This window comes from Microbacterium sp. MM2322, assembly GCF_964186585.1.
Classification (GTDB): domain Bacteria; phylum Actinomycetota; class Actinomycetes; order Actinomycetales; family Microbacteriaceae; genus Microbacterium.
Map to the genome: position 1 here is coordinate 169,336 of NZ_OZ075067.1, position 23,298 is coordinate 192,633.

At 70.5% G+C, this 23,298-nt stretch carries 23 protein-coding genes; 15 read left to right on the top strand and 8 right to left on the bottom strand.

Annotated features, from left to right (window positions below):
• Nucleotides 1–11: 11 nt before the first annotated feature.
• Genes ABQ271_RS00865 through ABQ271_RS00880 form a run of 4 tightly spaced genes read left to right on the top strand, consistent with a single transcriptional unit; the run spans nucleotide 12 to nucleotide 3,731 of the window.
• On the top strand, nucleotides 12–1,199 hold the full coding sequence (locus ABQ271_RS00865; RefSeq protein ID WP_349309682.1) for a histidine kinase: 1,188 nt from the start codon (nucleotides 12–14) through the stop codon (nucleotides 1,197–1,199).
• On the top strand, nucleotides 1,196–1,915 hold the full coding sequence (locus ABQ271_RS00870) for a LytTR family DNA-binding domain-containing protein (protein ID WP_349309683.1): 720 nt from the start codon (nucleotides 1,196–1,198) through the stop codon (nucleotides 1,913–1,915). The genes ABQ271_RS00865 and ABQ271_RS00870 overlap by 4 nt, the downstream gene beginning before the upstream one ends.
• Complete coding sequence (locus ABQ271_RS00875) at nucleotides 1,912–2,277, top strand: heavy metal transporter (RefSeq protein ID WP_349309684.1); 366 nt, start codon at nucleotides 1,912–1,914, stop codon at nucleotides 2,275–2,277. The genes ABQ271_RS00870 and ABQ271_RS00875 overlap by 4 nt, the downstream gene beginning before the upstream one ends.
• Entirely contained in the window at nucleotides 2,274–3,731 is a 1,458-nt protein-coding gene (locus ABQ271_RS00880) for a cation acetate symporter (protein ID WP_349309685.1), read from the top strand. The genes ABQ271_RS00875 and ABQ271_RS00880 overlap by 4 nt, the downstream gene beginning before the upstream one ends.
• Before the next feature lie 115 nt (nucleotides 3,732–3,846).
• Here the strand turns inward: ABQ271_RS00880 and ABQ271_RS00885 are convergent, their stop codons facing one another.
• Both ABQ271_RS00885 and ABQ271_RS00890 read right to left on the bottom strand, forming a co-directional pair.
• Complete coding sequence (locus ABQ271_RS00885; RefSeq protein ID WP_052009429.1) at nucleotides 3,847–4,533, bottom strand: TrkA family potassium uptake protein; 687 nt, start codon at nucleotides 4,531–4,533, stop codon at nucleotides 3,847–3,849.
• Nucleotides 4,526–5,875: a potassium transporter TrkG gene (locus ABQ271_RS00890; protein WP_349309686.1), complete on the bottom strand. Its 1,350-nt coding sequence runs from the start codon at nucleotides 5,873–5,875 to the stop codon at nucleotides 4,526–4,528. Before ABQ271_RS00890 ends, ABQ271_RS00885 begins: the two co-directional genes overlap by 8 nt.
• A 158-nt stretch (nucleotides 5,876–6,033) precedes the next feature.
• Here ABQ271_RS00890 and ABQ271_RS00895 point away from each other — a divergent pair, with 158 nt between their 5' ends.
• Nucleotides 6,034–7,239 (top strand): glycoside hydrolase family 3 N-terminal domain-containing protein, encoded by a 1,206-nt coding sequence (locus ABQ271_RS00895; protein WP_349309687.1) that lies wholly within the window; start codon nucleotides 6,034–6,036, stop codon nucleotides 7,237–7,239.
• Between the two features lie 122 nt (nucleotides 7,240–7,361).
• On the top strand, nucleotides 7,362–9,866 hold the full coding sequence (locus ABQ271_RS00900) for a DUF3516 domain-containing protein (protein ID WP_349309688.1): 2,505 nt from the start codon (nucleotides 7,362–7,364) through the stop codon (nucleotides 9,864–9,866).
• Here ABQ271_RS00900 and ABQ271_RS00905 read toward each other — a convergent pair.
• Nucleotides 9,863–10,405, bottom strand: a complete 543-nt coding sequence (locus ABQ271_RS00905) for a pyridoxamine 5'-phosphate oxidase family protein (protein WP_349309689.1) — start codon at nucleotides 10,403–10,405, stop codon at nucleotides 9,863–9,865. The two genes, ABQ271_RS00900 and ABQ271_RS00905, sit on opposite strands and share 4 nt — an antisense overlap.
• A gap of 57 nt (nucleotides 10,406–10,462) precedes the next feature.
• Here ABQ271_RS00905 and ABQ271_RS00910 point away from each other — a divergent pair, with 57 nt between their 5' ends.
• From ABQ271_RS00910 to ABQ271_RS00920, 3 genes are read left to right on the top strand one after another with little or no spacing between them, the layout of a single operon-like run.
• Nucleotides 10,463–11,005 (top strand): DUF1697 domain-containing protein, encoded by a 543-nt coding sequence (locus ABQ271_RS00910; protein ID WP_349309690.1) that lies wholly within the window; start codon nucleotides 10,463–10,465, stop codon nucleotides 11,003–11,005.
• Entirely contained in the window at nucleotides 10,990–11,475 is a 486-nt protein-coding gene (locus ABQ271_RS00915) for a GNAT family N-acetyltransferase (RefSeq protein ID WP_349309691.1), read from the top strand. The genes ABQ271_RS00910 and ABQ271_RS00915 overlap by 16 nt, the downstream gene beginning before the upstream one ends.
• A complete protein-coding gene (locus tag ABQ271_RS00920; RefSeq protein WP_349309692.1) occupies nucleotides 11,472–11,744 on the top strand; it encodes a hypothetical protein in 273 nt (90 codons plus the stop codon). The genes ABQ271_RS00915 and ABQ271_RS00920 overlap by 4 nt, the downstream gene beginning before the upstream one ends.
• On the opposite strand, the gene ABQ271_RS00925 is transcribed toward ABQ271_RS00920, so the two are convergent.
• A complete protein-coding gene (locus ABQ271_RS00925; protein WP_349309693.1) occupies nucleotides 11,741–12,973 on the bottom strand; it encodes a DUF222 domain-containing protein in 1,233 nt (410 codons plus the stop codon). The two genes, ABQ271_RS00920 and ABQ271_RS00925, sit on opposite strands and share 4 nt — an antisense overlap.
• A gap of 110 nt (nucleotides 12,974–13,083) precedes the next feature.
• Here ABQ271_RS00925 and ABQ271_RS00930 point away from each other — a divergent pair, with 110 nt between their 5' ends.
• The gene (locus tag ABQ271_RS00930) at nucleotides 13,084–13,668 is read left to right on the top strand and encodes a GNAT family N-acetyltransferase (RefSeq protein ID WP_349309694.1); all 585 of its coding nucleotides are present in this window, start codon (nucleotides 13,084–13,086) and stop codon (nucleotides 13,666–13,668) included.
• A 165-nt stretch (nucleotides 13,669–13,833) separates the two neighbouring features.
• On the opposite strand, the gene ABQ271_RS00935 is transcribed toward ABQ271_RS00930, so the two are convergent.
• Nucleotides 13,834–14,289, bottom strand: coding sequence for a GNAT family N-acetyltransferase (locus ABQ271_RS00935; RefSeq protein ID WP_349309695.1), 456 nt, complete (start codon nucleotides 14,287–14,289; stop codon nucleotides 13,834–13,836).
• Between the two features lie 87 nt (nucleotides 14,290–14,376).
• On the opposite strand from ABQ271_RS00935, the gene recQ reads away from it, so the two are divergent.
• Entirely contained in the window at nucleotides 14,377–16,440 is a 2,064-nt protein-coding gene (gene recQ, locus ABQ271_RS00940; RefSeq protein ID WP_349309696.1) for a DNA helicase RecQ, read from the top strand.
• A 6-nt stretch (nucleotides 16,441–16,446) separates the two neighbouring features.
• Here recQ and ABQ271_RS00945 read toward each other — a convergent pair whose 3' ends face one another.
• Together ABQ271_RS00945 and ABQ271_RS00950 are read right to left on the bottom strand one after the other, a co-directional pair.
• Complete coding sequence (locus ABQ271_RS00945) at nucleotides 16,447–17,517, bottom strand: Gfo/Idh/MocA family oxidoreductase (RefSeq protein WP_349309697.1); 1,071 nt, start codon at nucleotides 17,515–17,517, stop codon at nucleotides 16,447–16,449.
• Nucleotides 17,518–17,595: 78 nt separating this feature from the next.
• Complete coding sequence (locus ABQ271_RS00950) at nucleotides 17,596–19,104, bottom strand: SulP family inorganic anion transporter (protein WP_349309698.1); 1,509 nt, start codon at nucleotides 19,102–19,104, stop codon at nucleotides 17,596–17,598.
• A gap of 123 nt (nucleotides 19,105–19,227) precedes the next feature.
• Between ABQ271_RS00950 and ABQ271_RS00955 the strand changes: the two genes are divergently transcribed.
• Nucleotides 19,228–19,596: a MerR family transcriptional regulator gene (locus tag ABQ271_RS00955; protein ID WP_349309699.1), complete on the top strand. Its 369-nt coding sequence runs from the start codon at nucleotides 19,228–19,230 to the stop codon at nucleotides 19,594–19,596.
• A gap of 9 nt (nucleotides 19,597–19,605) precedes the next feature.
• Here the strand turns inward: ABQ271_RS00955 and ABQ271_RS00960 are convergent, their stop codons facing one another.
• The gene (locus tag ABQ271_RS00960) at nucleotides 19,606–21,744 is read right to left on the bottom strand and encodes an alpha-galactosidase (RefSeq protein WP_349309700.1); all 2,139 of its coding nucleotides are present in this window, start codon (nucleotides 21,742–21,744) and stop codon (nucleotides 19,606–19,608) included.
• 158 nt (nucleotides 21,745–21,902) lie between these two features.
• Here ABQ271_RS00960 and ABQ271_RS00965 point away from each other — a divergent pair, with 158 nt between their 5' ends.
• From ABQ271_RS00965 to ABQ271_RS00975, 3 genes are all read left to right on the top strand, one after another.
• A complete protein-coding gene (locus ABQ271_RS00965) occupies nucleotides 21,903–22,583 on the top strand; it encodes a hypothetical protein (RefSeq protein ID WP_349309701.1) in 681 nt (226 codons plus the stop codon).
• On the top strand, nucleotides 22,576–22,956 hold the full coding sequence (locus ABQ271_RS00970) for a hypothetical protein (RefSeq protein ID WP_349309702.1): 381 nt from the start codon (nucleotides 22,576–22,578) through the stop codon (nucleotides 22,954–22,956). Before ABQ271_RS00965 ends, ABQ271_RS00970 begins: the two co-directional genes overlap by 8 nt.
• Before the next feature lie 95 nt (nucleotides 22,957–23,051).
• Entirely contained in the window at nucleotides 23,052–23,228 is a 177-nt protein-coding gene (locus ABQ271_RS00975; RefSeq protein WP_349309703.1) for a hypothetical protein, read from the top strand.
• The last annotated feature ends 70 nt before the right edge of the window (nucleotides 23,229–23,298 follow it).

Sequence of the window (23,298 nt, forward strand, 5' to 3'; positions counted from 1 at the left end):
AGGCTCGTCGCATGACCGATGCCGTCGTCCTCGCCGCTGTGCTCGGCGTGGTCGGCGGCATCGTGCTGTCGGCGCTGCTCCTGCTCGCCCGGCGCTACGCGCGCGGGCCGGGCGGACTCGGGAGCGAAGCTGAGGAGGCGACCTACCGGGCGCTCCACCAGGCGAGCCTCGCCGCTCCCTATCTGCGCGGCGGGCTCGACACCGCCGACGTCGCTCGGGCTGCGCGGCACCTGCGCGCCGTCCTCGGGAGCCCGGCCGTGATGCTCGTGGTCGGCGATGTCGTCGTGGCCCGTGATGGACAGACCGAGGGATTGGATGCCGCGGCCCGCCGCATCGCGGCGCAGGTCGCCGAGACCGGCAAGCGCCGGGTCTTCCCTCGTGCCGACGGCGGGGACGGTCTCGAGGCGGTGGGCGCGCCCGTCCGCGTCGATGGCGCCGTCGCAGGGGTACTGATCGCCTTCGCCGCTCCCGTTCGCGCCGCGCTCGTCCGCGCGGCCGGCGAGGTTGCGGACTGGTGCGCGGCGCAGGCCACCCTGGGCGAACTCGACGCGTCGCGGGCAGCGCTCGCCGAGGCCGAGCTGAGGTCGCTCCGCGCGCAGATCTCGCCGCACTTCATCTACAACGCGCTCACCGCGATCGCCTCGTTCATCTCCACCGACCCACCGCGCGCCCGCGAACTGGTGCTCGAGTTCGCCGACTTCACGCGCTACTCGTTCCGGCGCCAGGGGGAGTTCACCACCGTCGCCGAGGAGCTCCGCAGCATCCACTCCTACCTCGAACTCGAGCACGCGCGCTTCGGCGGGCGGCTGTCGGTGACGCTGCGGATCGCACCCGAGACGCTGGCGACCGTCATCCCGTTCCTGTCGGTGCAGCCCCTGGTCGAGAACGCCGTCCGCCACGGGCTCGAGCCGGGGGAGGGTGGCGGCACGATCCTGATCGCGTCGGAGGATGCCGCGACCCACACCGAGATCACGGTCGAGGACGACGGCGCGGGGATGGACCCCGAAGAGCTGCACGCGCTCCTGACCCGCGCCGATGACGGCCGGAACGTCGGGCTGCGGAACGTCGACACGCGCCTCCGCCAGCTGTACGGCGCCGAGGGCGGACTCGTCGTCGAGACCGCGCCGGGCGCGGGTACCCTCGTCCGCATGCGGATCCCGAAGTCGCAGCCGCACCACCTGACGCGGGGCGAGGAGTGAGCGTCGTGATCGACGTCCTGGTCGCCGACGACGAGAAGCCCGCGCTCGACGAGCTCGCCTTCCTCCTGCGCTCCGACGACCGCATCGGCGAGGTGTTGACGGCGTCGTCGGGTGCCGAGGCGCTGCGCCTGCTCACCGAGCGTCCCGTCGCCGCGGCGTTCCTCGACATCCACATGCCGGGGATCACGGGCCTCGAGCTCGCCGGTGCCCTGCGTGGGCTCGCGACGCCCCCCGCCATCGTGTTCGTGACCGCCGACGACGCGCACGCGGTCGACGCGTTCGAGCTGCGCGCGCTCGACTACCTGCTCAAGCCCGTGCGGGTGGAGCGCCTGCGCCGCGCCGTCGACCGGATCGCCGTGGACGATCGCCCCGCCGAGTCCGACGAGGTGCTGCCCGTCACGGTCGGGTCGGCCGTGCGCTTCGTGCACCGCAGCGACGTCCGCTGGGTGCGCGCCGAGGGCGACTACACCCGGCTCCACACCGACGGCCCATCGGGGCATCTCGTCCGCATCCCGATCTCGGAACTCGAGACCCGGTGGGGGGATGCCGGCTTCGTCCGGGTCCATCGCTCGTTCCTCGTGCGGGCGGCATCCGTCACCGAGGTCCGTCTCGCGGGAGCCGAACCGACGGTCTGGATCGACGACATCGCGCTGCCGGTGAGTCGGCGCTTGCTACCCGCGGTGCGCGAAGCGCTCGTCGGGCGAGGCGGATCGTGACCCGGGAGCGGGTGCGCGTCACCGCGGGAGCCGGGCGCCCGGGCGCCCCGACGCGCGGCATCGCCCTGCCGGGTGCGCCGGTCGACGACGCGGAGGCGGCCTACGCGCGGGCGCTCCGGCGCTCGCAGTTGCGCCTCGCGCTCGGCACACTGCTCGGCTTCGTGACGGTGACCCTGGTGCTGCTCGGCGCGCTCACCCTCATCCCCGAGCTCGACGACATCGTGCTGCTCGGCGTGCCGCTGTCGTGGCTGCTGCACGCGTTCGGCTTCTACCCCGTGATCGCCGGGTTCGCGATCCTCTACGTCCGCGGAGCGAACCGCAACGAGCGGCGCTGGCGCGCGCTCCGCGACGAGGGCGCGTGAACGCGCTGCTCGACCTCGTCGCGGTCGCCGCCGTCGTCGGGGCGACCGCGCTCATCGGTGCGTACGGGCTGCGGGTCTCGCGGACCACGAGCGACTTCTTCGTGGCATCCCGCACCGTCCGGCCGGTGTGGAACGCCTCGGCGATCAGCGGGGAGTACCTCTCGGCGGGGACGTTCCTCGGCCTGTCGGGACTCGTGCTCCTGAGCGGTGCGGAGGGGTTCTGGTTTCCCATCGGGTACGCCGCCGGATACCTGCTCGTGCTGCTGTTCGTCGCCGCTCCCCTCCGCCGGAGCGGGGCGTACACGATCCCCGACTTCATCGAGGCACGCCTCGAGTCGCGCCTCGCCCGTCGGGTCACGAGCGCGGGATGCCTGCTCATCGGCTGGCTGTACATCGTGCCGCAGCTGCACGGTGCCGGCATCACCCTGCAGGTCGTGGCCGACATCCCGCCGTGGGTCGGTGCGGTCCTCGTCGCTGTGCTCGTCGCTGCCGCTGCGGCGGCGGGCGGGATGCGGTCCATCACCTACGTGCAGGCGTTCCAGTACTGGCTGAAGCTGACGGCGCTGCTCGTCCCGGCCGTGCTCATCGTGTTCGCCGTGACCGGGGGCGCACGCGACGTGGACCCGCTGGTCGTGTTCCCGGCAGAGGCGGGACCGTCGGGACTCGACGCGTACGCAGCGGGATCGCTGCTGCTCGCACTGCTGCTCGGCACGATGGGGCTCCCGCACGTGCTCGTGCGGTTCTACACGAGCCCCACGGGCGGCTCCGCGCGGCGGACGACGGTGCTCGTCATCGTCATGGTGAGCGTCTTCTACGCCGTCTCGAGCGTCATCGGTCTCCTCGCGCGGGTGGTCGCGCCCGACCTCGCCCGGCCGGGCGTCGCCGACACCGTCGCGCTCGTCCTGCCCGCGCGCGTGTTCCCCGGGGTCGTCGGTGAGCTGCTGACCGCGCTCGTCGTGGCCGGTGCGTTCGCGGCGTTCCTCGCGACCTCCGCGGGTCTCACCGTCTCGCTCGCCGGCGTCATCAGCCAGGACGTCTTCTCGGGGTCCGTCCGCTCGTTCCGCCTGTCGGCCGTCCTCGTCGCACTCGTCCCGCTCGCGATCGCGCTGCTCACGGTCCCGGCCGGGCTTGTCGCCTCGGTCGGTGCCGTGTTCGTGTTCGCGGCATCCGCTCTGTCGCCCGTCCTGCTGCTCTCGATCTGGTGGCCGCGGCTGACGGCCCGTGGCGCCGTGGCCGGCATGGTGACCGGCGCGGCGGCGTGCGGGGCGGCGTTCCTCGTGCACGCGGCGGTCGGCGGGGTCGGACTCGCGGCGCCGCTCCTCGCGCAGCCCGCCGCGTGGACGATCCCGCTCGCCACGACCGTCACCGTCGTCGTGTCGCTGACCGACCGCGCGGGCGCGCCCGTGAGCGCGGGCGCGTACCTCGCCCGTCTGCACACACCGGGGCGTGCCTGACCGCGCCGTGCCGCGCTCACCCGCGTGCGGCCGGCACAACTCCGGATGAATCGCAGTTGTGACCCACGAACGGCCCCGCGCGGCGGCATCCATCCGGAGAACGGCCGCCGGCCGGTCACTGCAGTGCGGCGAACCGTTCCGTTCGCGCGACGGGGCCGATGACGATGAGCGTGTCACCCTCGCCCACGACCGACGACGCGCCCGCGGCGTGCCACTCGCCGTCGGCGGCCTTGATTTTGACGATCGTGACACCGTGGCGGCGCCGCACCGCCGACTCCTCGAGGGTCCGGCCGACGATCTCGCTGGGCGCCGTCGTCTTGGCGACGACGAGGTCGCGGTCGAACTCGACGTAATCGAGCATCTGACCGCGCACCAGGTGTGCGACCCGGCGGCCCATGTCGGCCTCGGGGAAGATGACGTGCTCGATCCCGAGCTGCTCGAGGATGAGGCCGTGCTGCTCGCTGATGGCCTTCGCCCAGACCGAGCGCACCCCCATCCGCTTCAGCAGCGACGTCGTGAGGATGCTCGCCTGGATGTCGGACCCGATGCCGACGACGACGCGGTCGAAGTCGGCGATGCCGAGCTGATCGAGGGCGGCCTGCCGAGTCGAATCGGCCCGAACGACGTGCGTGAGCACCCCGTTGAGCGATTGCACGATGTCCTCGTCCGCGTCGACGCCGAGCACCTCCGTGCCGGATCGCGCGAGTTCGACGGCGAGGGCGCCGCCGAAGCGGCCGAGTCCGATGACGGCCACGGAGGTGGCTGAGCTGTCGCGGCGGCGCGACCAGAAGTGGTTATCCAATGATCGGACGCTCCTTCGGGAGTTCGTATTGACGTTTCTGCACGGTCAGGGCGAGAGCCGACCCGAGCAGCACGGGCCCGAGTCGTCCGATGAACATGAGGACCACGAGGATCGCCTGCGCCGCGATCGGCAGATCGGCGGTGATGCCCGTCGACAGGCCGACCGTCGCGAACGCCGAGATGACCTCGAACAGCACGCGGTCGAAAGCGAACGGACTCATCAGCATGATCGCCAGCGTGGCCGAGACGACCAGGCCGACCGACAGCAGCGCGACGGTGAGCGCCTCGCGGTGGGTCGAGCGAGGCAGACGCTTGCCGAACATGTTGACCGCTTCGCCGCCGCGGAGCTCGGTCACGATGATGAAGAACAGCACCGCGAACGTCGTGATCTTCAGGCCACCCGCCGTGCCGGCAGGGCCGCCGCCGATGAACATCAGGATGTCGGTGACGAGCCAGCTCTCGGAGTTCATCTGCGAGATGTCGATCGTGTTGAACCCGGCGGTGCGGGGCATCACCGAGGCGGTGAACCCGGCGAGCAGGCGCCCCGCCGGGTCGAGCGCGCCGAGGGTCGCGGGGTTCGACCATTCGAGCGCCGTGAGGGCGATCGTGCCGGCGACCAGCAGGACGAGCGTGCCGATGACGACGGTGACGGTGTTGAGGGTCCAGTGCCGCGGGCGACCCAGACGCCGTCGCAGCTCCATGATCACGGGGAAGCCGAGGCCGCCGAGGATGATGGCGCCGCAGATCGGCAGGCAGATCCACGGGTCGGTCACGAAGCCCATGAGGTTGTCGCTGAAGAGGGCGAACCCGGCGTTGTTGAAGGCGCTCATCGCGTGGAAGACACCGAGCCAGATCGCGTCCGGCAGGGTCTCGCCGTAGCCGAGCCACCAGCGGAGCGTCAGCATGGCGGCGACGACGGACTCGACGGCAAGGGTGATGAGGGCGACACCGGCGAGCACCCGTCGGACGTCGCCCACGGCGACCGTGTGCGTCTCGCTGACCGCGGTGAGCCGGGTGCGGAGCCCGAGGCGCCGCGCGACGAGCAGACCGAGAAGAGTCGCGAACGACATCACGCCGAAGCCGCCGATCTGGATGAGCGCGAGGATCACGCCCTGCCCGAACGGCGACCAGAAGGTCGGGGTGTCGACGATGACGTGACCGGTCACGCAGAGCGCGCTCGTGGCCGTGAACAGGGCCTCCATGAACGTCGCCGACCGCCCCTGCGTCGCCGCGGGCGTCAGCAGCACGCCGGTGCCGAGTGCCAGCACGGCGCCGAAGGCGAGGGCGATGGTCTGTCCCGGCCGCACGCGGGCCAGCAGCAGGGAGAGGCGGAGGGGTCTCATCGGTCGGGTCCTGATCGGTGGATGCCGGGGCGCACGCACCGTCGGCACCGAGGTTACTCTGCGGTTCTCCGGATGAACGGCGTCTGCCGCGCCGGAGATGGGCGTGCCGCGGCGTTCATCCGGAGAACGGCACACTCGTGCAGGAGCAGAATGTCGGTGTGCGTCGGTCACTGAGATGGTCTGCCCTCGGCGCGGTGCTCACCGCGTCGATCCTCGCCGGATGCTCGGCGTCGCCCGCGGCTTCCCCGCCGCCCGCGTCGAGCCCGTCGGCATCCACACCGTCTGCCCCTTCTCCGGCGCCGTCCGCCACGCCACCGGCGACACCCTCGCCGACGCCCTCGCCGACGCAGAGCCCGGTCGACGCCCTCACGCTCGAAGAGCGGGTCGGTCAGCTGTTCATGGTCGGGACGACAGCCACCGCCGCGTCACCGGCGACCCTGTCGGCCGTCGAGGACCGCCACGCCGGCGGCGTGTTCCTGAGCGGCCGATCGCACGCCGGCGTGCAGGCGACGGCCGATGTCGTCGCCCGCTTCACCGCCGCCGCGGGGACGCAGATTCCCTTGTGGGTCGCGACGGACCAGGAGGGCGGGGAGGTGCAGGTGCTCCAGGGCCCCGGATTCGATGCGATGCCCTACGGCATCCGCCAGGCCGACCTTTCCGACGATCAGCTCCGCGCGTCCGCCGAGACCTGGGGGAGGGAGCTCGCCGCCGCCGGCGTCAACGTCGACCTCGCTCCGATCGCCGACATCGTCACGAGCAAGGCGACCCGCTTCGACAACCCGCCGATTGGCGGCTTCGGACGGCAGTACGGGTACGACGCGTCGACCGTCGCCGCCAAGGCGGGCGCGTTCGCGGAGGGGATGCGGGATGCCGGGATCCTGCCCACGTTCAAGCACTTCCCGGGCCTCGGCCACGTCTCCGCGAACACCGACACCACGGCGGACGTGGTCGACTCCGTCGTCACGCCGGACGGGCCCGATGTGGACGTCTACCGTCCGCTCACCGAGGCGGGGCCGTCGACGGTGATGGTCTCGTCCGCGATCTACGACCGGATCGACGGGTCGACACTCGCCGTGTTCTCGCCGAAGGTGATCGGTCTTCTCCGCGGCGAGGTCGGCTTCGACGGCGTCGTGTTCTCCGATGACCTCTCGAAGGCGGTGGCCGTGTCGGCCTGGTCGCCGGCGGAGCGGGCCGTGAAGGCGATCTGCGCCGGCGTCGACGTCGTGCTGGTCTCGGCGGATCCGTCGGTGTTCCCTGCCATGTACGACGCGGTGCTCGCCCAGGCGAAGAAGGAACCGCAGTTCGCCGCGGAGGTCGACGCGGCGGCCGCGCGCGTGCTGGCGGCGAAGTCCGACATGCCCTGACGCGCCCGTCGCGTGTGCCCAGTGCAGGGCGAGACGCCGTCGGAGCCGGTTCGACGGCGCCCGGAGCCGATCCGACCTGCACCGGGCACACCGTCCCGACGCCCGTGAGGCAGACTCGAGGGATGAGTGCGACGCTGCGGGACCGGATCCCGGAGGGGTCGACTGCTGACGCCGTCTACGAGGGCTTCCTCGAATGGACGATCGAGCGCGGCATCGACCTGTACCCCGCGCAGGACGAAGCCGTCATGGAGCTCGCCTCCGGCTCGCACGTGATCCTCGCGACGCCGACCGGCACGGGCAAGTCGCTCGTCGCCGTCGCGGCACACGCGGCATCCCTCGCCCGCGGCGGCCGAACGTACTACACGGCTCCCATCAAAGCCCTCGTCAGCGAGAAGTTCTTCGCCCTCGTCGACATCTTCGGACCGGATGCCGTGGGCATGGTCACTGGTGATTCGTCGGTGAACCCCGACGCGCCGATCATCTGCTGCACCGCGGAGATCCTCGCGAACGTGGCACTGCGCGTCGGCCCGGATGCCGAGATCGACCAGGTGGTGATGGACGAGTTCCACTACTACGGCGATCCCGATCGCGGGTGGGCGTGGCAGGTCCCGCTGCTGCTGCTCCCGAAGGCGCAGTTCCTGCTGATGTCGGCGACCCTCGGCGACGTCTCGGCTATCAAGAGCGACCTCGAGCGGCGCACCGGTCGACTGGTCGCGCACATCGCGGGCGTCGAGCGCCCCGTGCCGCTCGACTACTCGTACGCCCGGCGGCCCGTGCACGAGGTGGTGGAGGGGCTGCTCGAGAACCGCGAAACGCCCGTCTACATCGTCCACTTCTCCCAGGCCGCGGCGCTCGAGCGGGCGCAGGCGCTGTCGAGCGTGAAGATCACGACCCGTGAGCAGCGCGACGAGATCGCCGATGCCATCGGCGGGTTCCGCTTCACGACCGGGTTCGGCAAGACGCTGTCGCGCCTCGTCCGCTCGGGCATCGGTGTGCATCACGCCGGGATGCTGCCGCGCTACCGGCGGCTCGTCGAGACGCTCGCGCAGCGCGGCCTCCTCCGCGTCATCTGCGGCACCGACACTTTAGGCGTCGGCATCAACGTCCCCATCCGGACGGTGCTGATCACGGCGCTGTCGAAGTACGACGGCACGAAGATGCGGCAGCTCTCGGCGCGCGAGTTCCACCAGATCGCCGGCCGCGCGGGACGGGCGGGGTACGACACGCACGGCAGCGTCATCGTGTTGGCGCCGGAGTGGGAGATCGAGAACGCGGTGGCGCTGGCGAAAGCCGGCGACGATGCCGCCAAGCGCAAGAAGATCGTCCGCAAGAAGGCGCCCACGGGTGTTGTGAACTGGGGCGAGGGCTCCTTCGAGCGGTTGGTCGCGGCCGAGCCCGAGCCGCTCTCCCCGCAGCTCAAGCTGACGACGGCGATGCTCATCAACGTCATCGGACGCGGCGGCGACGTGTTCGCGAACGTCCGCTCGCTCGTCTTCGACAACCACGAGCCGAAGGCGCGGCAGTACGACCTGGCCCGGCGGGCGATCGCGCTGTTCCGGACCCTCGTGGCGGCGGACATCGTCGTGGCGGATGCCGACGGCATCCGTCTCACCGTCGACCTGCAGCCGAACTTCGCACTCAATCAGCCCCTGTCGCCGTTCGCGCTCGCCGCGATCGACCTGCTCGATCCGGATGCCGGTGACGCCGGCGTCGGCAGTGGTCACTACGCGCTCGACGTGGTGAGCGTGATCGAGTCGACGCTCGACGATCCCCGCGCGATCCTGTCGCAGCAGGAGTACAAGGCGCGCGGCGAGGCGGTCGGTGCGATGAAGCGCGACGGCATCGAGTACGACGAGCGGATGGAGTTGCTCGAGTCGGTGACGTGGCCGAAGCCGCTCGCCGAGCTCCTCGCGCAGGCCTACGAGACGTTCGCGTCGAGCCAGCCGTGGGTGCGGGACTTCGAGCTGTCGCCGAAGTCGGTGGTGCGCGACATGTTCGAGCGGGCGATGTCGTTCGGCGAGTTCGTGTCGTTCTATCAGCTGGGGCGGAGCGAGGGACTGGTGCTGCGGTACCTGTCCGACGCGTATCGCGCGATCCGGCAGACGGTGCCGGCCGAGGCTCGCACTGACGAACTGCTCGATCTCATCGAGTGGCTCGGCGAGCTGGTGCGTCAGGTCGACTCGAGTCTGGTCGACGAGTGGCAGGCGCTGATCAACCCGGCCGCGGACCCTGAGGCGCCGGTGGTTCCGCCCGCGCCGCCGTCGGTGATCGCGAACCGGCGCGCGTTCGTCGTGCTGGTCCGCAACGAGATGTTCCGCCGGGTGCAGCTTGCCGCGCTGCAGAACGACGATGCGCTGGTCGAGTTGGATCCGGATGCCGGTTGGCCCGACGTCCTCGACCGTTACTTCGACGACCATGACGAGATCCTGACGGGCGGCGCCGCCCGCAGCCCCGCCCTGTGCGTCTTCGACGAGTCTGATGCCGCGAACGGCATATGGCGGGTGGAGAAGATCATCGACGACCCGGCCGGCGACCACGATTGGCGGATCCGGGCGGAGGTCGACCTCGAGGCATCCGTCGAAGAGGGCGCCGCCGTGGTGCGCGTGACCGAGGTCGTGCGGCTCTAGCTTTCGCGGGTCCAGCCGTCGCCGCTGCGCGCGTACACGATGCGGACGTGTCGACGGTCGGGCGATCCCTGCCAGAACTCGATGCGCTCGGGGATGAGCCGCCACAGCACCCACTCGCCGGGTTCGATGAGGGCGCCCGCGGGGCTGCCGCCGATGTCGGCCGCGCTCTCCTCTGGCGCCGCCTCGTTCACCGTGCCGCGAACGCGCACTGCTTGCATGACGGGCTGCCACCAGAAGTTCAGAGCGGCCGCAGGGTTCTCGGCGAGCTGGGCGCCTTTGGCCGATGATCGAGGGCCGGCGAACGCCCAGCCGTCGGTGTCGACGCCCTTGAGGATGAGGGTCCGCGCGTCGGGGCGACCACCGGCATCCGCTGTCGCGAGGGTGGTGGCGCGCGGCTCGGCGACGCCCACGTGGACGGCGTGGCGGATCCACGTGTCGAACAGCTCGTGCGGGTCTGCGGGGAGGTCGGTGGCGTCGAGCGGCGGCGGGGTTCCGATAAGGGAGGGCTGCTCGCGGAGCCAGCGCGTGAGCTCGTTCATGCTGTCCATCCTGCTCCTGTCGGCGGCGATGTCGGTTCGAGCGGGCAGACTGAGCGGGTGACGACGTATCTGGCGTTTCTGCGGGCTATCAATCTGGGGGCGAAGCGCGTGTTCCCGAAGGGCGACATCCGTCGTGTCGTCGAGGATGCCGGTTTCGGGAGCGTCGAGACGCACATCAACACGGGGAACGTGCGGTTCGAGTCGCGGATGCGCTCCCGCGAGCGGATTGAGCGAGTCCTCGAGGAGGCGTTCATGGCGGACCGGGGTTTCGAGGTGCCGACGATCGTGTATTCGGCCGCGGAGTTCCGGGCCGTCGCTCAGCAGACTCGTGAACTGGCCGACGCGCACCCGGGGATCGCGCGGCACTACGTCTACCTGCTGAAGGACGACCTGACCCCGGGGCAGGTCGCGGACGTCGAGGCCCGCGCCGACGGGCGGGGTCGGATGGTGGTGAGCGGGCGTGCCGCGCATGCGCTGCTGGAGCCGGGGTACCAGGAGGGCGCCGTCGACCCGCTGAGTGCCGCGAAGCTGCTGGGCGTCGCGACGAACCGCAACGCGAACGTCATCCGTACCCTCGCGGAGAAGTGGTGCGGCGCGTGACGTTCGTGGTGCGTGAGCCGCAGATGACGGATGCCGAGGCGATCGCCGCGCTCCACGTGGCGACGTGGCGCGAGACGTACGAGCATCTGCTGCCGGAGGGGTTCTTCACCGCTGACGTGGCGGACATGCGACGCCGGATGTGGACGCAGATCCTGTCGACGCGGCGGCCGGAGCACACCGTGCGGGTGGCGGAGGCGGGCGGGGGTCTGGTCGGCTTCGCGATGTCCGGCAGGTCGGCCGACGACGGCGCGCAGCTGTACATCCTGTACGTGCTGGCCGCACATCACGGGACAGGCGTGGGGCAGGCGCTGTTCGATGCGGTACTCGGTGAGGGTCCGGCGTCGCTGTGGGTGGCGACCGAGAACCCGCGGGCGATCGCGTTCTACCGCCGCAACGGTTTCGCGTTCGACGGCGCGGAGCAGTCCGACCCGGGCACGCCGGGGATCGTCGAGGCGAGGATGGTTCGGTGACTTCCGGGACCGATGCAGTGATTGCGGTGCTGAACGACGTGGACCCGTATGGGCTGGCGCCGGGTGAGCCGGATGGCGCTCCGCCGGACGAGTATGCCCCTGAGGCGTCGGAGCTTGCCGGGATACTCGCGCAACAGGGCAGCGTGTCATCGCAGGATGTCGACCGCGTGTGGCGGCACTGGTTCGGTGACGCTCTCACGGGCGTGATCGGCGCCGATGCGATGACGGCTTTCGTGGTGCGGCTGAACGAACTCGCGTCCGCGTCCTAGAACGGTGGTGGGTCGGTGGTGAACTGCGGGATGCGGCGTTCGGGCTGAACGAGGTAGACCCGTCCTGCGGGTGAGGTCCATTCGAGGGTTCCGCCGGGTTTCGCTCTGACCCGCCAGTCGGTGTGGTGTTTGAGGGTGTGGTGGCCTCGGCAGAGCGGGGCGAGGTTGCTCGCGTCGGTGTGGCCGCCGTGGTGCCAGTCGATGGTGTGGTCGATGTCGCACCGGTCGGCGGGAATCCCGCATCCGGGCGCCATGCACCGTGCTGCGCGCCACGCGACGAGGCGTCGGAGGTCGGCCGGTGGCCGGTACTGCTCGCGTCCGACGGAGAGGACGACACCCGTTTCGGGGTGGGTGAGAACCCGCATCCACCCGGATGCCGCACCACACAACTCCCGCGCCCGGTCGAGGGGGATCGGGCCGACGCCGTCGACCTGCGCGGCGGGACCGTCACCGGTGAGGAGTGTCAACGCGGGGACGGTGATCGCGACGGTCGGGCGGATGCCGCGGGCAGAGTCGGGGAGGGAGGTGGTTTCCCCGTCGATGAGGAGGTCCCCGAACACGTCGGCGCGTTTGTGGTCGAGGGTGCGTTCGTCGTCGAGGGTTTTCGCGATTGCGGTGAGCCTGCCGAGGATCGCGTGTGCTTCGACGGCGGGCAGGTGCGCGGTGAGCCACGCCATCCCGTCAACGCCCGGCTCTACGCGCACGTGGCGGTGGGTCACGGCGGCGGCGTGCTGCTCGGCGAGCGTCGCTTCTCGTTCCCGATCCACGATCCGTCGCACGTGGCGGCGGAATGGCCCGGTGGCCATCTCCTCCGCGGCCGCGAGAACCTCCGCGACGAGGTCCTCGCGCACACTCTCGAGCTGATCGAGTCCGTCGACGATGATCGTCGCGTGCGTGTCGGTGATCGCGGCCCGGCTCATGGAGTCGAGCACTGTCGGGTACCGGTAGACCAAGGCGCGCCCGAGGCCCATCAGCCGTCCGGCGGCGTGCTCGGTGATCCGCAGTGCGCCCGCGACTTCGAGGCGTACTGACCGTTCCACGAGCACTGCGTCACGGTCGTTCCTGTGTTCCTCCGCGATCGCGTCGTCCCAGAGTGCGACGATGCACCGGTAGCGCTGCGCTGCGTGAACGGTCGCCATGTCCGCGCACATCACCACCCAGTCCAGGGTTGACGGGACGTCGGGCGGCACCTCGGTGGGCCACCGCTCGAACTCCTCATCACCGGACATAGTCCCAGACTAGGAGGGGGTTCCGACATCGTCCCTGGAGTGGGAAACCGCCGCATCCGCTACCGTGACCACGGTGTTCCAGGTGCGGTGCACCCCGAAAGGATCCCCCGATGCCTCCCGCCGACGCAGCTCTCGTCACCATCCGCGACTACCGGGAATCCGACGCCGACGGCTGGGTCACGTGCCGGGTGCTGAGCTTCGTGCAGACCCAGTACTACGACGATGTGAAGCCGTCGCGGACTCGACTTCCCGATGGCGCGATCGAGCTCGTCGCAGTGGCGGACGGCGGTCGGATCGTCGGCATCCTCGACATCGAGGTCGACGGCGCAGAGGCCACGATCGACTCCGTCGCGGTGCGTCCCGGATGGCAGCATGCGGGCGTCGCCACGCGGCTTCTCTCGCATGCGCTGGTCGTGCTCGAGGGCCGCGGCGTCCGGACCCTCGATGCGTGGACCCGAGAAGATGCTGCCGCGAATCGCTGGTATCAGCGGAACGGCTTCGCGGAGACCACCCGCTACCTCCACGTCTACCTCGGCGACGGCGACGATCCGTCCGACTTCACCACGCCGGACGGTCTGAGCAGTCCGGTCACCGTATTCGTGCACGGACGCATCGAGGACGAAGCCGACCTCCGCGCGCGATATCGGCGGGTCTACGTGTGCCGTCGGTACGCCCGCGACCTCACCGTCCGCTGACCCCCGGCATCCCTTCCCCTTCCCCCGTCGCAAACTGCAGCACCCGACGGCGCGTCGTGACAGGGGAGCGACACCGAGCGGCATCCGCGCTTCCCCTGTCGCACACTGCAGCCCTCGACGGCGAGTCGGGACAGGCGAACGCGCGCCCCGAACGCGCCGAGCGACCTAAACCGAAAGCCCCCGCGCCCACGCGACCTCGCGCGCCAACTGCCCGGTCTCGACGAACGTCCGCACCTGGTGCGTGTCCGCCAGAACCCGCGCGAGCTCCGCGCGATCCGCCGCGGCGAACCCGAGCGACTGCCAGAACCCACCCGACCGGCGGCTGAACAGCCACGCCGTGGTCGCCCCGTCGGCGGCGGCCAGCTCCAGCGCCCACGTCGCCAGTTCGCGTCCGCGCCCGGCCAAGCGGCCCTCGGGACGCACCGCCACGCTCCGGATCAGCGCGTGCTTCCCGTCGCCGCTCAGCTCATATCCCGTGCTCCCGACGATCCGACCGTCGTCGTCGCGCTCGACCCACAGGCGCACTGCGGGCGCCTCCAGACCGGTCACGGTCAGGTCGACCTCACGCAGGAACGCCTCGACCTCACCGGCATCCGCCGCCGTGCACCTGATCAGTTCCATGCTCGCCCCTCCTCCCCATCCTCGCAAGGACGCCGAGACTCTCCACATCCGCAGATCGTGTCGGATGCCGCGGCTAGGGTTGACCGGGTGAGTGACGGCGGATGGCAGAACGACCCCTACGCCGATCTCGTGTGGGATCCCGATGACGTCGCGCCGCCGGAGGACTACGACTCGCCGCCTCCGCCAGACCCGCGTTACGACGACTACGCCGCATCCGTCGCACGCGCCTCGCGCGCCGAGCCCACGCCGCCCGCACAAGTGCGCCCCGCCCGCGCTCAGCCCGCCCGCCCCGCGGCACCGCCGGCATCCGTCCTGCAACTCGAACGACGTGATCACGTCGGAGACGATCCGGTCAAGGTCCTGACCGAGGTCTTCGGCTACACCGCCTTCCGCGGCGATCAGGGCGACATCGTCTCGCACGTCATCGCCGGCGGTGACGCGGTCGTCCTCATGCCCACCGGTGGCGGCAAGTCGATCACCTACCAGGTGCCTGCGCTCGTGCGTCCCGGCACGGGACTCGTCGTCAGCCCCCTCATCGCGCTGATGCACGACCAGGTCGAGGCGCTCATCGCTAACGGCGTCCGCGCGGCTTTCCTGAACTCGACGCAGAGCCCTGCCGAACGCGCCGGGGTCGAGCAGGCGCTCCTCGACGGCGAACTCGACCTCATCTACGTCGCGCCCGAGCGTCTCTCCGTTCCCGCGACCACCGCGCTCCTGCAGCGCGCGCAGCTCAGCGTGATCGCGATCGACGAGGCGCACTGCGTGTCGCAGTGGGGTCACGACTTCCGCCCTGACTACCTCGCGCTCGGCGATCTCGCGGAACGGTTCCCCGGCGTCCCGCGCATGGCGCTCACCGCCACCGCGACCCGCGCGACGCACACCGAGCTGACCGAGCGTCTGCACCTTCCCGACGCGCGCCACTTCGTCGCGAGCTTCGACCGGCCGAACATCCAGTACCGGATCGAGCCCAAGGTCGACATGCGCCGCCAGCTCGTGCAGTTCATCCGCTCCCAGCCCGAGGGCGCTGCCGGCATCGTGTACGCGCTCAGCCGCAAGTCCGTCGAGCAGACGGCCGAGTATCTGCGGACGCAGGGTCTCGACGCCCTGGCCTATCACGCGGGGTTGGATGCCTCGATCCGCGCCCGGCACCAGTCGCGCTTCCTCCGCGAAGACGGCGTCGTCATGGTCGCCACGATCGCGTTCGGCATGGGCATCGACAAGCCCGACGTCCGCTTCGTTGCGCACATCGACCTGCCGAAGTCCGTCGAGGGTTACTACCAGGAGACCGGTAGAGCCGGCCGCGACGGTGAGCCCGCCGTCGCGTGGATGGCCTACGGCCTCGGCGACGTCGTCCAGCAGCGACGCCTCATCGACCAGTCGCCCGGCGACCGCACCTACAAGATGCGCATGGGGCAGCACCTCGATGCGATGCTCGGCCTCTGCGAGACGGTCTCGTGCCGTCGTCAGAACCTCTTGAACTACTTCGGGCAGTCCTCGGATGCCTGTGGCAACTGCGACACCTGCCTCACCAAGCCCGACACCTGGGACGGCCTCATCGCCGCTCAGAAGCTCCTCTCAACGATCGTGCGACTGCAGCGCGAGCGGAACCAGGCGTTCGGCGCCGGCCACCTCATCGACATCGTCCGCGGCGCCTCGACCGAGCGCATCCGCCAGCAGGGCCACGACAAGCTCTCGACCTACGGGGTCGGGAACGATCTGTCCGAGCAGGACTGGCGCTCGGTGGTCCGTCAGCTGCTGGCCCGCGGCATCCTCGTCGCGCAGGGGGAGTACGGGGTTCTCGTTGTCGGCGACGCGGGCATGCCGGTGCTCCGCGGCGAGGAGCCGGTGCCGCTCCGCCGCGACGTCCTGGGCCGCACCGGCGGCGGATCGACTCGCGCGAAGAAGCAGTCGGCCGCCGACGCGCTGCCCGAGGGCGACCGCGACCTCTTCGAGGCGCTCCGCGCGTGGCGTGCCGAGCAGGCGAAAGAGCAGGGAGTTCCCGCCTACATCGTCTTCGGCGACGCGACCCTGCGCGCCCTCGCCGAGCACCGTCCGACGTCGGTCGCCGACCTCGACGGCATCACCGGCATCGGCGCGAAGAAGCGAGAGGCGTACGGCGAGGCCGTCGTCGCCGTCATCGCGAACGCCTGAGCCGAGTCAGCCCCAGACGTCCCGCTCGACCCGCACATCGACACCCGTCCGGGCCGACTCGCCGATCGCGAGTCCCAGCAGGTGGTCCTGGCAGGCATCCGCCAGTGGGTAAGGCTCGGGCTCGTCGCCGCGAGCCCACTCGCCGGTGAGTTCGAGCAGCGAGGCGACCGCGATGTCGTCCTCCGACAGGCGTGTCCCCACCCACGGGTTCCGATAGACGACGCGCCCCTCGAAGGCGGCCGACACCACGTCGTTGCCCTCGAGGTTCAGGTCGACACCGGTGCGGCGGTAGGTGATCGGCGACGTGATAACCTCGTCGCCCTCGAAGCGGCGCACCGTGTCGTCGACGAGCTCGCCGTGCGAGCCGCGGAGGACGATCCGGCGCGACAGGATCGGGTTCCACCACTGGTTGTCGACGAAGTCGTAGAGCCCCATCCGACCATCGCCGAAATCGAGCGTCGCGATCGTCGTCATCCGCTCCTTCGGGGCGAGATCCCCCGACCAGCCCGCCGGGCTCAGCGGGTCGACGAGCGGCGCGACGAAGGTGCGCGCCGACACGGTCGCCGCGGCCATCCCGGCATCGAGGAACGTCCGGATCATCGAGGTCGCGTGGTACAGATGCGTCGACGAGACCTGCACCCCGCCGATGGTTCCGAGTGCCCCCGAGCGCACCACCTCGAGGCGGGCGGCGTGGCCCGGCATGAGCATGTACTGCTCCGCCACCTGCACGAGTCGGCTGCCGCCGACGTCGTGCCAGAGCTTCCGGAGACCGTCGGCATCGGGCGCCGGCGGCGTCTCGGCCAGCACGCGCACTCCGCGTTCCACGAGCTCGGTGACGACCCCCGGCATGGCCGGCCAGCTCACCGACGCGATCACGAAATCGGGTCGCGCGGCGAGCAGGTCGTCGAGCGACCGATGCACCGGCACGTCCCACCCGGCGACTCGGGCAGCAGACGCATCGGACCGGGCGAGCACGCCCACCGCCTGCAGCCGAGCGGGCGCCGCAGCAGCTACCCGCAAGAAGAACTCCGAGCGCCAGCCCGTGCCGATGATCGCGAATCGCGCCGGTTCCGTCATGAGACTCCTTCGTCGTGCCCCGATGCGGGCGCCCCCGGCATCCTTCAGGTCTGCCCGTCCCGGGTCAACCCCGGTGCGTCACTCCCCGGCGCCGAGTCTCCCGCTGAGTCGACCGTGGAACGCGGATGCCGTGTCGTTCAACCCGACGATCGTCACCGCCGTCCCGATCCGGTCGTACTTGCTGACGATCGCGTCGAGCGCGGCGACCGTCGAGGCATCCCACACGTGCGAGCGCGACATGTCGATCACGACGTTCGCCGGATCGATCGAGTACGAGAACTGCGTCGTCAGGTCGTTGCTCGACGCGAAGAACAGCTCGCCGTCGACTGCGTAGTGGGCGGTGGATGCCGCGGCATCCACCGTTCGCGTGACCGTCACGAAGTGCGCGACGCGGCGCGCGAACATGACCATCGCGGCGATGACGCCGAGCACCACGCCGATCGCGAGGTTGTGGGTCCAGACGGTGGCGACGACGGTGATGACCATGACGGCGGTCTCGCTCTTGGGCATGCGACGCAGCGTCGAGATCCGCACGCTGTGCCAGTCGAACGTGCCGATGCAGACCATGATCATGACGGCGACGAGCGCGGCCATCGGGATGATCGCCACGACGTCGCCGAGCGCGAGCACGAGGATGAGCAGGAACACGCCGGCGAGGAAGGTCGAGATGCGCGTGCGCGCGCCCGAGGCCTTCACGTTGATCATCGTCTGGCCGATCATGGCGCAGCCGCCCATGCCGCCGAACGCTCCCGACAGGATGTTCGCGGCGCCCTGACCCAGAGCTTCGCGGGTCTTGGAGGAGTGCGTGTCGGTGATGTCGTCGACGAGCTTCGCGGTCATGAGGGACTCGAGCAGCCCGACGACCGCCATCGCGATGGCGAACGGGGCGATGATCTGCAGGGTCTCGAGCGTCAGCGGCACGTTCGGGATGAAGAGCGACGGGAGGCTTTCGGGGAGCTCGCCCTGGTCGCCCACGGTGGGTACGTTCCACGCGAAGATGACGACGGCGGCGGTGATCAGCACGATCGTGACGAGGGGAGCGGGGACCGCCTTCGTGAGTCGGGGCATCGCGTAGAGGATGAGGAGTCCCACCGCCAGCAGCGGCCACACGAGCCAGGGGATGCCGTCGCCGAACAGCTGCGGCAGCTGCGCGAGGAAGATCAGGATCGCGAGGGCGTTCACGAAGCCGACCATCACGCTCCGGGGGATGAAGCGCATGAGCTTCGCGACGCCGACGGCACCGAACAGGATCTGGATGGCGCCGCCGAGCAGCACCGTCGCGATGAAGTAGTCCATCCCGTGCTCGCGGGCGACGGGGGCGATGACGAGCGCGACGGCGCCGGTCGCGGCCGTGATCATCGCGGGGCGTCCGCCGAGGAACGAGATGGCGACCGCCATGATGAACGACGAGAAGAGCCCCACGCGGGGGTCGACGCCCGCGATGATCGAGAAGGCGATCGCCTCGGGGATGAGGGCGATGGCCACGACGAGTCCGGCGAGGACTTCACGGGTCAGCAGTCGCGGGCTTCGTAGCGCCTGCAGCACGGTCGGTTCGATCCGGGGGCGCACGGGTGCGGTGGTGGTCATGAGGGCTCCGATGACTCGGGGATGCGCGCGGCATGCCGGCAACGCGGAAGAATGGGGGCGCGCACATCGCGCACGACCGAACCTAACGTAACGTGAGGTTTGCGTCCATTCGAAGGGAAGAACGTGGCGGAGAGCACGATGCGCATCGGCGAGGTCGCCGAGCGGACCGAACTCTCGTTCCGCACCCTCCGGCACTACGACGAGATCGGACTCGTCACCCCGTCCGCCCGCACCGACGGCGGCTTCCGGCTCTACACGGAGGGCGACGTCGCCCGCATCCTGCTCATCCGGCGCATGAAGCCGCTCGGGTTCACGCTCGACGAGATGCGAGAGCTCCTCGAGGTGGTCGATGCGATCGAAGCGGATGCCGCCGACCCGCAGGTGCGGGCTCGCCTCGACGGTGTGCGCGCCGAGGCCGCGGCCCGTCGCGAGAAGCTCAGTCGTCAGGTCGAGATGGCCGACGAGTTCCTCGACCAGCTCGAGCGGATCTGACGACTCGCGTCAGAGTGCGGTGAGCTCGACGACGACGGACTGCTGCGGGTTCTGCACGGGCGGTCGGAGGCCCACGACCGCGAGCTGACGTCCCGTCAGGACCGTCTCGTGGTGCGCCCACTCGAGCGGCGACTGCGCGGGGATCTGCACGAGCCCGCCGGGCGTGACCAGCTGCACCCGGTACGTCCGATCCGCGTCCAGCCCCGGGAGCCGCACGCGTCCCGCCGGCGACGAGATCAGCGTCTGGGTCTGCGTGATCGTGAAGAACGCGGATGCCGCATCTGCCGCGACCACGCCGCGGACATCGAGTCCGGGGTCGGCGACATCCGCGTTCATCAGGCGGCCCGTGGCGACGAGGGGGCGCACGCGCTTGGCGAGCGCGACCCACGCGCCGACAGCCGCGGCATCCGTCTCGGACAGCGTCGTGACGTCCCACTCGATGCCGAAGTGGCCGAAGAGGGCCACGGCGCCGCTCATCGTGAGCGACACGGTGCGGCCGGTGGAGTGGACGTGCGGGGTGGTGAGGTGCATGCCCATCATCTCCGGCGGCACGACGAGCGCGGTGTATCGCTGGTTCTCGAGGCGTTCGACGGGGTCGAGGCAGTCGCTCGTCCAGATGCGGTCGGTGCGGTCGAGGATGCCGAGGTCGACCCGGGCACCGCCCGATGCGCAGCTCTCGATCTCGAGACCCGGGTGGGTGGCTTTGAGCTCGTCGATGAGGCGGTAGACCGCGAGGGTCTGCGCGTGCACGCGTGCGGCACCGCCGGGGCCGGCCGCGGCGTCGACGAGGTCGCGGTTGTGGTCCCACTTGATGTACGAGATCGGATACTCGTCGAGGATCGCCGAGATGACGCCGAGGACGTAGTCGTACGCCTCGGGGTGGGCGAGGTTCAGTACCTGCTGCTGACGGGCCGAGGGCGGCAGGTCGGTGCGACCGCGGAGGATCCAGTCGGGGTGCGAGCGGGCGAGGTCGCTGTCGGGGTTGACCATCTCGGGCTCGAACCAGAGGCCGAACTCCATGCCCTTCGCCACGACGTGGTCGGCGATGGGGTGGAGGCCCTCGGGCCAGACGGTCTCGTCGACGTACCAGTCGCCGAGGCCCGCCGTGTCGTCGCGGCGGTGGCGGAACCAGCCGTCGTCGAGGACGTACCGCTCGACGCCGACCTCGGCCGCCGCGTCGGCGAGGGCGACGAGCTTGGGCAGGCGGTGGTCGAAGTAGACCGCCTCCCACGTGTTGAGGGTGATCGGCCGGGGCCGCGTCGGGTGCTGCGGCCGCGCGCGCCACTCCCCGTGGAACCGTGCCGCGAGCTCGTCCAGGCCGTCGCCCCACGAGCCGAGGAGTTCGGGCGTCGCGATCTCCTCACCCGGGGCCAGACGGATCTCGCCCGGCAGATAGAGCTCGCCGGCGCCGAGGAAGGATTCGCCCGTCGGGATCCGCTCGGCGAAGATGCGCGAGTTGCCGCTCCACGCGAGGTGCGCGCCGTGGACGAGGCCCCGTTCGAATCCGAACCCGGGGATGCCGGCCGCCAGCAGCAGCGTGGCGTCGGCGCCGGGTCGACCGCGGCGCGATTCGCGCAGGTGCGTGCCGAAGGTGAGCTCGTGTCGCTGCGCCGACCGCTCGCGGAGGTGACGCCCGGTCGTGTCGAGAATCTCGGTCGCGTCCCACGGCAGCGGCAGCGTCGTGTGCAGCGCCTGCACCGTGTAGACACCCGCGCCGTCGTTGCGCAGCGTCGTCCGCACTCGCACGAGACCGGATGCCGTCACCCGCAGCTCGTAGCGAGCCGACAGCTCCGCCTCGGGGTCGGTGAACTGCAGCGCGAGCGAGTCGCCGGTCGCGTTCACGTCGGTCAGCGCGAAGAGTGTGCTGACCGCCTCGCCATCGCGGTGACCCTCGATCGAGGGAGTGCCCGCCCATCCGGATGCCGCGGTGCGGACGACACCGAGCCGCACCGTGTGGTCGAGTCCGCCGGAGATCCGCTGGAGCCGCGCGGCCGTGGCGAGCGACACCAGCGTCTCGTGCGGGGCGTCGCCCAGATCCTCGCCCCAGTGGACGATCGCCGGGACCTCGCCGGGCTGTAGGTCGACGACGACGCTGGTGCCGCCGGAACGAAGGTGGACGACGCTCGCGTCGGAGGGGAGAACGGGCATCCCACAAGTGTGTCAGGACTCTGGGAGCGTGCACACTCGGTGGCGCACACCTATGACGGGCACTTCTCCCCATCGCCGCCGAGCGGCGGAGTGGATAGTGTCGGAGCGGAGGGTGACGCTATGGCGATGGCCGATGGACTGAGCGGGGGTGCGGAACGATGAGTGCGGTCAAGTCCCTGTTCCGCCAGCTGCGCGAGTCTGTCCTGACCGGGACTTCTCGAGCGAAAGACAAGCTCCACCAGTTCACGGACAATATCGACTCGCATCTCGACACCGTGGTGAAACGGGTTAACGACCGTGACACCTACGACGGTCCCGGCGGCGGGTCTGGCAACGGGGCCGGCAGCCCCGGCGGCGGCTCCTCCGGTCCCGGCGCATCACCCACGGGTTCCGGCCCCTCGTACACGCACGGTGTCCGGTTCTTCGGCGCCGAGCAGCTGAAGTACTACACAACCCCCGGCTCCACGCTCGGCCCTCCCGGTTCCGCGGTGTTCATGATGCCGGCGGAGGACGCGGTCAACGTCCACGACGCGATGAGTGCCGCCATCGAGAGCGGTATGGCCCCGAGCGTCACTCAGGCGTGGCGCAACGGCGAGCCCGTGTACGGAGCCCTGATCCCGATCGACCACCTCCCCCAGCGGCTCCCCACCTCGGCCGACGCCGGTGGCTTCGAGCACTACCTGCCCGGTGGCAACACGGCGGTCAACGTGGGCGGCATCCACTTCGTGAACCCGACGCGGGAGATCGTCGTCGACGGAGGCACGCCGCTGCGGCCGGGGACCGCCGTCTTCGAGCTGGGCAACGGGGGGACCTGGGATATCTTGGGCATCTATGGCTAGCGCAGACGCATCACAGCGGTCCGAGCTCGACCGGCTCGCGACGCGGGCCCAGTCGGGCGGGCAGAACGATCAGGACGCGCTCATCGAGGCGTTCCTCGCCGCAGTGATCGTCGTGCCGTTGGCGTCGGACCCGACGACGGGGCCGTTCGAACCGGTGATGACCGACATCGACGGCGTTCCGCACATGCTCGTCTGCGACTCGCTCGCCGCGACGCATGAGGTGCAGGATCTGGCGAGGTTCGCGACGTCCATGCGAGGTCTCGACGTCGTCAGAGGGCTGCAGCCCGGTTACGCGATCCTCGTGCGCACCCCGTCGACGCGGTTCGCCCTCGACGAGGCGCTGCTCGGCGAGGCGCGGGCACGGCACGCGTGACGCAGATCGCTCGCCCTGGTGCGTGCGAGGTGTGCACGGCGTACTGGGTGACCGGCGTCGGCCGTTTCGTCACACTGGGCGAGAGTCCCGCCCGGATGGCGGAGATCTGGAGATGCCGGGTGTGCGGTGCCTACTGGCAGGTCGGGGACTTCGATCGGCCGAAGGTGATCCGAGCCGACGACGCGCGCAGTGCGCTCCCCGATCTCGACGTCATCGAGGCGACGCTCGGCGTGGATTTTCCGCAGGCGCCGCCGTTGCCACCGGCGCCGTGACGGCCGCCGCGGACGCTCGCGTGTAGGCGCCGCACAACCGTGTCGGACCACGTCCGCCCTCGCTCTTGTC

Excerpts from the sequence above, each read along its gene's own strand:
- ABQ271_RS00865 (WP_349309682.1), top strand. The coding sequence starts at position 12 with ATGACCGATGCCGTCGTCCTCGCCGCTGTGCTCGGCGTGGTCGGCGGC.
- ABQ271_RS00890 (WP_349309686.1), bottom strand. The coding sequence starts at position 5,875 with ATGAGACCCCTCCGCCTCTCCCTGCTGCTGGCCCGCGTGCGGCCGGGA.
- ABQ271_RS00900 (WP_349309688.1), top strand. The coding sequence starts at position 7,362 with ATGAGTGCGACGCTGCGGGACCGGATCCCGGAGGGGTCGACTGCTGAC.
- ABQ271_RS00905 (WP_349309689.1), bottom strand. The coding sequence starts at position 10,405 with ATGAACGAGCTCACGCGCTGGCTCCGCGAGCAGCCCTCCCTTATCGGA.
- ABQ271_RS00925 (WP_349309693.1), bottom strand. The coding sequence starts at position 12,973 with ATGTCCGGTGATGAGGAGTTCGAGCGGTGGCCCACCGAGGTGCCGCCC.
- ABQ271_RS00930 (WP_349309694.1), top strand. The coding sequence starts at position 13,084 with ATGCCTCCCGCCGACGCAGCTCTCGTCACCATCCGCGACTACCGGGAA.
- ABQ271_RS00935 (WP_349309695.1), bottom strand. The coding sequence starts at position 14,289 with ATGGAACTGATCAGGTGCACGGCGGCGGATGCCGGTGAGGTCGAGGCG.
- ABQ271_RS00945 (WP_349309697.1), bottom strand. The coding sequence starts at position 17,517 with ATGACGGAACCGGCGCGATTCGCGATCATCGGCACGGGCTGGCGCTCG.
- ABQ271_RS00950 (WP_349309698.1), bottom strand. The coding sequence starts at position 19,104 with ATGACCACCACCGCACCCGTGCGCCCCCGGATCGAACCGACCGTGCTG.
- ABQ271_RS00960 (WP_349309700.1), bottom strand. The coding sequence starts at position 21,744 with ATGCCCGTTCTCCCCTCCGACGCGAGCGTCGTCCACCTTCGTTCCGGC.
- ABQ271_RS00965 (WP_349309701.1), top strand. The coding sequence starts at position 21,903 with ATGAGTGCGGTCAAGTCCCTGTTCCGCCAGCTGCGCGAGTCTGTCCTG.
- ABQ271_RS00970 (WP_349309702.1), top strand. The coding sequence starts at position 22,576 with ATGGCTAGCGCAGACGCATCACAGCGGTCCGAGCTCGACCGGCTCGCG.
- ABQ271_RS00975 (WP_349309703.1), top strand. The coding sequence starts at position 23,052 with ATGGCGGAGATCTGGAGATGCCGGGTGTGCGGTGCCTACTGGCAGGTC.